This window comes from Nitrospirota bacterium (assembly GCA_020846775.1).
Lineage (GTDB): Bacteria > Nitrospirota > 9FT-COMBO-42-15 > HDB-SIOI813 > HDB-SIOI813 > RBG-16-43-11.
This window is the reverse complement of the sequence record JADLDG010000086.1, coordinates 48,018-55,375: the sequence shown is the minus strand read 5'-3', so window position 1 is coordinate 55,375 and position 7,358 is coordinate 48,018. Positions and strand designations below refer to the sequence as shown.

Annotated in this window: 6 protein-coding genes, 2 tRNA genes and 1 other RNA gene; 1 reads left to right on the top strand and 8 read right to left on the bottom strand. The window is 45.3% G+C overall.

Annotated elements, in window-relative coordinates; all coding sequences use genetic code 11:
• From dnaX to IT392_10435, 5 genes are all read right to left on the bottom strand, one after another.
• Positions 1-783: DNA polymerase III subunit gamma/tau (gene dnaX / locus IT392_10455; GenBank protein ID MCC6544899.1), on the bottom strand; the 783-nt coding region annotated here is incomplete at its 3' end.
• Positions 784-999: 216 nt separating this feature from the next.
• An RNA gene (gene ffs, locus IT392_10450) (signal recognition particle sRNA small type) lies at positions 1,000-1,098 on the bottom strand.
• A gap of 124 nt (positions 1,099-1,222) precedes the next feature.
• Positions 1,223-1,314 (bottom strand) — tRNA-Ser (locus IT392_10445).
• 86 nt (positions 1,315-1,400) lie between these two features.
• Positions 1,401-1,982 carry an SRPBCC family protein gene (locus tag IT392_10440; GenBank protein ID MCC6544898.1) on the bottom strand — a complete coding sequence of 194 codons (582 nt, stop codon included), beginning with the start codon at positions 1,980-1,982 and terminating at the stop codon, positions 1,401-1,403.
• Positions 1,983-2,051: 69 nt separating this feature from the next.
• Positions 2,052-2,143 (bottom strand) — tRNA-Ser (locus IT392_10435).
• 377 nt (positions 2,144-2,520) lie between these two features.
• Here IT392_10435 and hemW point away from each other — a divergent pair.
• A complete protein-coding gene (hemW, locus tag IT392_10430) occupies positions 2,521-3,654 on the top strand; it encodes a radical SAM family heme chaperone HemW (protein ID MCC6544897.1) in 1,134 nt (377 codons plus the stop codon).
• A 51-nt stretch (positions 3,655-3,705) separates the two neighbouring features.
• Here the strand turns inward: hemW and IT392_10425 are convergent, their stop codons facing one another.
• From IT392_10425 to IT392_10415, 3 genes are all read right to left on the bottom strand, one after another.
• Positions 3,706-4,293, bottom strand: coding sequence for a hypothetical protein (locus IT392_10425; GenBank protein MCC6544896.1), 588 nt, complete (start codon positions 4,291-4,293; stop codon positions 3,706-3,708).
• 146 nt (positions 4,294-4,439) lie between these two features.
• Complete coding sequence (locus tag IT392_10420) at positions 4,440-5,840, bottom strand: outer membrane protein transport protein (GenBank protein MCC6544895.1); 1,401 nt, start codon at positions 5,838-5,840, stop codon at positions 4,440-4,442.
• A 74-nt stretch (positions 5,841-5,914) separates the two neighbouring features.
• Positions 5,915-7,354: an NADH-quinone oxidoreductase subunit N gene (locus tag IT392_10415; GenBank protein MCC6544894.1), complete on the bottom strand. Its 1,440-nt coding sequence runs from the start codon at positions 7,352-7,354 to the stop codon at positions 5,915-5,917.
• Positions 7,355-7,358: the final 4 nt, after the last annotated feature.

The window sequence follows — 7,358 nt, the reverse complement described above, 5'->3', positions numbered from 1 at the left end:
TGCTGAATCCTTATTCAGAATGTACCTGACAAATGGATGGGTCATATTATCCGCCAGGCCCAATATCCACGAAACATCCTCTCCTGTCAGATTGCCTCCAGCATAGGATATCGCCTGATCAAGAAGGCTGAGTGCATCTCTCATACTGCCGTCAGAAGATCTGGCAACTATGGATAACGCATCTTCTCCAGCCACAATCCCCTCTTCTTTGAGTATGAATCTAAGCCTGTCAACAATCTCTCTGTAGCTTATCCTCCTGAACTGGAAGTGCTGGCATCTCGAGTGTATAGTATTGGGGATCTTATGAGGTTCAGTCGTGGCAAAGATAAACACTAAATGCGGAGGCGGCTCCTCCAGGATTTTTAACAAGGCATTAAAGGCCGAGGTTGAGAGCATGTGAACTTCATCAATTATGTATATCTTATAACGCCCCCTCATGGGGGCATACTGGGCATTTTCCTGAAGTTCCCGTATACTGTCTACACCGGTATGGGAAGCGCCGTCAATCTCCATTACGTCTACGGAATAACCATCCGTAATCTCTTTGCATGATTCGCATTTCATGCAGGGTGTCGGAGTGGGGCCTTCGGAACAATTGAGCGACTTCGCCAGGATTCGTGCAACAGTCGTTTTTCCAACACCACGTACACCGGAAAAGAGATAGGCATGCGCTATACGGTTGGCCGTGATAGCATTCTCAATCGTCTTTGATACATGTTCCTGGCCTGTAAGCTCCTGGAAGGATCTGGGACGCCATTTTCTTGCAAGGACTTGATAACCCATTATTCACTCTTATTATTCACTACATGATGCCTTAAGTTAACGCTCAAAAATGCTCAGTTGCAAGGAAGGATTCAGAATTTGAGGCGAGGCGTACTGTGTTGTACGTTGAACCTCAAATTCTGAATCCTGACGCCGCACTACCCATTGCATTTACTTCGTAGCAATGGGTACCCCCATTTTTCAGCGTTAACACTTGTCTCCTGAATGCAGCCGGGATAGGACAAGGGTTTCTGCGGCACACAAAGGTTATCACTTACCGATGCTTCCTTCCGGACCTGTCGGGGTTCGCAAGCCTCTGTTGCGCAGCCCCCTGCCCTGTTCCCGGCTGCGTACAGGAGACAATCTTTTTTTACTGCTTTTGCTTTACTGCTGCTGTTTACTGATTATGCTATAAGCTATATGCTATAAGCCAAAAGTGAATATTGCAAAGCAATTTTCCTGGCGGAGAGGATGGGATTTGAACCCATGGTACTGTTGCCAGCACACGTGCTTTCCAGGCACGCCCCTTCAGCCGTACTTGGGTACCTCTCCGGCCATTTCATACTGTTCTGCAATTCTATTGGAAACAGACTATAAGGTCAAGAGACAAATCCTGACAACACATCCCTTAAAATACCCTATTTTTCTATCCTTTCCCGCAATGCCTTCATCCCCAGAGGAATATCCCGTTTCATAATAGATCGAATAACCCAATTCGGGGCATAGAATTTTGGTTTTGCTTTGAGTGTAAAGATTATTAATGTCTCATCATAAGTAAGCGGAACTACCCGCCACTCTCCTTCGAAGATTTCAAAATCACCATCAACCTTTGTAAATTCAATACTTTGATGATGATGTTCCACGATTTTAACAGTAACACCTATCCTGAACTTAAACATCATGATGCCTGTTACCCCTTCCTGATAAAGTATAATCTCATCACCTTTTTTCTCTATCACCCTGCTGACCTTAAGGTTAGGGATAAATTCCGGAAGACTACTATAATCAGTCATTACATCCCACGTACGGTCAATTGGACTCATTACCTTCATCTCTGCAATAAGTCCATCCTTACCATCAGGATCATTGATATCAACAATGTTGATATTGTCTCCTTCAATCATGCCATACTGTCCCATAACAGCCTCTGACGGCGCTGACATTAAGATAAAGAGTGCAGAAATTATAAAAGACAGAAAAGGCTTGCTATAAGTTTTCATAGAGATGGAGAAATTTATCCGTCCCGCTTTTGCTATAAGCTACAAGTGAAAATTGCAAAGCAATTTTCCTGGCGGAGAGAGAGGGATTCGAACCCCCGTCAGAGTTACCCCTGAAACTGCTTTCGAGGCAGTCGCCTTCAACCGGACTCGGCCATCTCTCCGTCCGGTAAGTATAGTCTAAATCATATTTTTAGACAATAAGAACCGGCGGGTGGCTGGTTGACATCATGTATTTCACAATATATGATTAAAATCTGGAATTGGAGACAGAACTCATTCTGTCCCAAGCGGTTGGGTAGACGGGTTGGGAAGGATGAAAATACAGGCATATGAGCAACTGGGGATGTCCGCATGAAGTGAATGAAAAATGTACCATTTCAGAGGAGCGCACCTGTAAGCCTGGCATGAGAGGCTGTATATTGCACGGACGCTTCACATTCAGTAATTCAAAAAAAACTCTCAGTCAGAACAGGTCTGAAAAGAGTGCCGGGAAAGCACCTTCAACGACATCAAACCGTAAGAAATAACACAATCGGAAATGACCGGAATCTATATCCATATCCCTTTCTGCATAAGAAAGTGTCCATATTGCAGCTTTACATCATTCACACCGGGCAATGTGCCGGAGGAAGAATATATCAACGCATTGCTGAAAGAGATCAATTCACGGTCCACCGAATCAAATTCCACTGATATTGTAACAGCTTATTTCGGCGGCGGGACCCCCTCTCTAATTTCACCGGCAGGTATATCAAAGATCCTCTCGGATCTCGCAAAAAAGTTCAGACTAATAAATCCTGAGATAACTATTGAGGCAAATCCCGGCACTATTGACATGGAAAGGCTCAGAGGATACAAAGATGCCGGCATAAACCGTATCAGTATCGGCATCCAGTCTTTCAATGACAGACTACTGATGAGCCTCGGCAGGTCCCATAGCAGTAAAGAAGCGTTAAATGCCATAGAATCGGCCAGAAAGGCCGGATTCGATAATATAGGCATTGACCTCATACATTCCATCGGAGGAGAGTCTTTACAAGACTGGAAGGACGATCTTAAAGAGGCTTTATCACTACGTCCTGAACATATCTCAGCGTATAACCTTACCATCGAAGAAGGAACACCATTTCAACTTAGTCAGGAAAAAGGATTACTGGACCTTCCAGGGGATGAATATCAGACAGAAATGCTGCTTGACACAATTGAGTTACTTTGCACCGCAGGATATGAACATTACGAGGTCTCAAACTATGCACTCCCTGGCTTCAGGTCAAAACACAATCAGTTATATTGGAAGGGCGGAGATTATTTTGGTTTCGGGGTGTCGGCTCATTCATATTTCAAAAAGGGATTTGGTATAAGGATGGCAAATAGCCCGCTCTTGAATAATTATCTAAGTCTTATAAATCGCAATGGAACAGCGGTGGTTGAAGAGGACCTGCTTACAAGGGAAATGGCTATGGGAGAGACCGTGTTCCTGGGCCTGAGGATGATGGAAGGAATTAACGTAAAGGACTTTGAGAGCAGGTTCAGGATGAAAATAGAAGAAGCTTATAAAGAGTCAATAGACGAAATGACGGGGGGAGATCTCTTAACATTTGATAATGGCCGGCTTAGGCTGACACAAAAAGGACTACTTTTCCATAATAATGTATCAATAAGGTTTGTATAAAGAGGAGGGTCCCTTATAATTTGAGCCCCTCCTCCAATACTATCCTTTATTCTACTTCAATTTGCCAGGATCCTGATAGATCATTAAGTGAGCAAACGGAGTTCCGTCCCACATTACATAAGTTCCCAGTTTATTGGGCAATGATGGTATGCCGCTTGTCTTTGAATCTACCGGCCAGAAAAGCATCCAATGAGGAGGTTCTTTGACACGTTTTGAGCCTGGCACCTCCTTCATCAGGATCTTGCCATCCTTCTCGAAGTGCCAGCCTCCTTTGGCCATATATGCAATGCCAGGCACTGTGTTGGTAGGTCTGTCTGCACCGCTCATCAGAGCATCTGCCCATTCCATGGAAGCGGCATCACCGCAAAAAGGATCAGGCACTTCCTGGCCGTCAATATCCGGAATACAGGCAAATCCATTTGTCCCCTTGACAGCCTCCACCAGTTTCCCATCTGCTCCCGGAATCATGACCGTAGCATGATCAGCAATGCTGGCTGGAGCCGCACTCTTTGCCAATTTGATCAACTCGCTTTTGGTCATCCCGGGAATGGGACTTTTTCCTTTGTCTGCTGCCATGGCAGCAGAAGAAAAACATAAGATCAGAGACATCAGCCCTAAATACTTTATCATCCTTTTCATTTCCTTGTCCTCCAGTTGCGTGGCCCGGTTCTCCGTCGTGCACACTGTTTTTACGAGGTTGAAATGATATCCCTGTATGAACAATAGCAGTCATGATAATGAATGTCAATATCGCAAACTGTCAAAAGGACGATTATACCTGACTACTAAAAACGATATGAAAGCAGCATCCCGATTGAATCTTCTTCTAACGAAACCTTTACCCCTGAGTCAACAGTAAATGGGGTCATCGCAACAAACCCGGCAGGGACGTCCCCTTTTCCTGTAGCAGTCTCTTTAAACGCCTTTTTGTACGCCGCGCCAATACCCCAGTGCGTCCCTAACTGATAGTCAAAACCACAGGTCAGATGCCTTTCAACATAGGCAGGAAAGATTAAATTATTAAACACATCGGCTTTGTCAATCGGCGCCTTTGAATAATTAAAACCAGCACGAAGGGCCAGTCTTTGAGTCGGTTTATACTGGGCTCCGACAGCATAAATGTACTGATCTTCCCAGCCAAAATCGAGTCTGGTCTGATTTGAATCACCAATAAAATCACTATTTGTATCAAATGAGTTCGAAGGGCCTTTAAGCGTTACCTTATCATGGGTGTTTGACCAGTTAATCCATTTTATATCAAAGTCGAAAAGCAATGAATCAATAGGTTGGAAGGCTACGCCAAATGCAGCCTGCTGTGGATAATCGAGATCCAGATGATATACACCTGCAACACCCATAGCGCCATTATAATTTTTCACATCATCTTTTCCTACACGAAAGTCGGCGTCGCCAAAGACCTGCTTGCTCGTGTAAGAAAATCCCAGTGTAACTTCTTCAGTAAGATCATACAACAGACCAAGCGCTGCACCTACACCAAGCTGACTTGTCGGTCTTCCAAGGTCAAGATTGACGTCCATCTGAGTAAAGGCAGGAGAGGAAGGGTTAAAAGGTACATTGCGCAGCCTCTCCCTTATGGTTACTGACTGATAGTCTACATTTAATGAAGCGCCCAGGCTCAGTCCTCCATTAACATTCCATGCTATGGTCGGCGCCATCTTCCAGAATTGAATCGCGGAAAAACCGTCAAATGTCACATCGCTGTGCGTTCCAGATGGCGCTCCTGTCATCATATCAAGGGCAGCCCCTGGCATCATCAGCACCTCACCATAATCAACTCCAAGACCAGAGGTCGCAAACATTCCGCCGCCAAAATAAACGTCTTCGCGATTGAAGGCATTTGCCACCCATCCCACAGATGGAATACCGTAGAGTTCTGACCCACCCTCTGTTTTACCGCCACCCATGGCGCCAAAGTCTACAGACCGGACCGGCATAAATGCCTCCATGCTGAAATCAGCCCGCTCGCCAACACGTGCCATCCCCGCCGGATTACTGATAGCCGTCATTGTATCCAGAGGCGCAGCCGTAACAGCCCCTGCCATACCCTTCTGGATCTGACCAACACCTATCAATTGATAACCGTTAGTCGCAAGCGCTGTCCCTGAAAAGACCGCTATGGAGACAAACAACATGGCTGCTAAAGTGAGTCTGAGAACAAGTTTCATAGTTATTCCTTTCTCTTAGATTTCCTGAATCAATTTCGGAAAAAGACCAGTGATCTCATCATATATGCGCTCCCTTACACAGGAAACGCGGCCCTCTGGGCCATCTCGAGGAACCAGGAAGGCAGAACACCTATGATGAGTATGCCGATCAAGGCTATAGCTATGGCAATGCCGCTGGCAGGGGTAGTTGCAAGGTCAAATTTGTGGGTTGGCTCCTTCATGTACATCAACATTACTATGCGGATATAGAAGAATGCCGAGACTGCGCTGAAGATTACAGCAATGACGGCAAGTGGAATCAGTCCCTGACCTACCAGGGCCATAAAAATATAGAACTTACCTACAAAACCTCCGGTCGGCGGGATTCCGGCCAGAGAGAAAAGGAATATCAGCATCAGCAGTGCCGCTAATTTGTTAGTCTTAGCCAATCCGGTGTAATCGTGAATATTTTCGCCGCGGAAGTCCCCTTTCCTCATCATGATGATCAATCCGAAAATACCCATGTTCATTAAAGTATATATAAGCATGTATAACATCACACTTGATATGCCGTCCCGACCGCCTGCAACTACACCAAGGAGTGCGTAGCCAGCATGAGCAATACTGGAGTATGCGATCATCCTCTTTATGTTAGTCTGAATCAACGCAAAGATGCTTCCTGTCGCCATTGTCAGGACTGCAACCAGGGCGAGTATTGTTTCCCAGCTCCCTGCCACCGGACCGAGGGCCTCAATGAAAATCCGCAGGATGGCTGCAAACGCAGCAGCCTTTGGACCTACTGACATGAATGCAGTAATTGATGTTGGAGCCCCTTCATAAACATCCGGCGCCCACATGTGGAAGGGCACGGCAGCGACCTTGAAACCAAAGCCGGCCACTAAGAAAATAACAGCAAGTATTAATGACATATCCATGTTATCCTGCCCTTTAAGCGCCAATGCAAGATCAGACAACTGAGTAGTACCGGTAATACCATAGATGAGAGACATGCCATATAGTAAAACACCTGAGGAGAAAGAACCAAGGATAATGTATTTCATGGCAGCCTCATTTGATTTTCCTGAGCGCTGTGTAAAACCGGTTAGTATGTATATGGAAAGAGCCATCAACTCAAGTCCTACATATATGCTCAGGAGGTCAGTGCCAGAGGCCATTATCATCATTCCGCTGAGTGCAAACAGAATCAGAACATAATATTCTCCATAATCCTCCCCTTCAATCTTCATGTAATTGATTGAAAGCAGTATTGCAAGCAGGGTACCTATGTAGAATACAAATTTAAAGAATATTGAATATCCATCGAACATGAACATCCGGTTAAATATATGGGCAATATTATCAGAAAGCAGCCAGGTCTCAGCTCCGGCTATAATGACAACAGCCAGGGCGACATAAGCTATCGCCTGTTTCTGACCTTTAGGAAGTATCAGATCGAACATAAGGAGCAGGCATGCCCCGGCCAGAACGATTATCTCCGGCATACTGAATATTATATTGCTGATATCAAAATTCATTAAT

Coding starts and splice junctions, on each gene's coding strand:
- IT392_10440 (MCC6544898.1), bottom strand. CDS start 1,982: ATGAAAACTTATAGCAAGCCTTTTCTGTCTTTTATAATTTCTGCACTC.
- hemW (MCC6544897.1), top strand. CDS start 2,521: ATGACCGGAATCTATATCCATATCCCTTTCTGCATAAGAAAGTGTCCA.
- IT392_10425 (MCC6544896.1), bottom strand. CDS start 4,293: ATGAAAAGGATGATAAAGTATTTAGGGCTGATGTCTCTGATCTTATGT.
- IT392_10420 (MCC6544895.1), bottom strand. CDS start 5,840: ATGAAACTTGTTCTCAGACTCACTTTAGCAGCCATGTTGTTTGTCTCC.
- IT392_10415 (MCC6544894.1), bottom strand. CDS start 7,354: ATGAATTTTGATATCAGCAATATAATATTCAGTATGCCGGAGATAATC.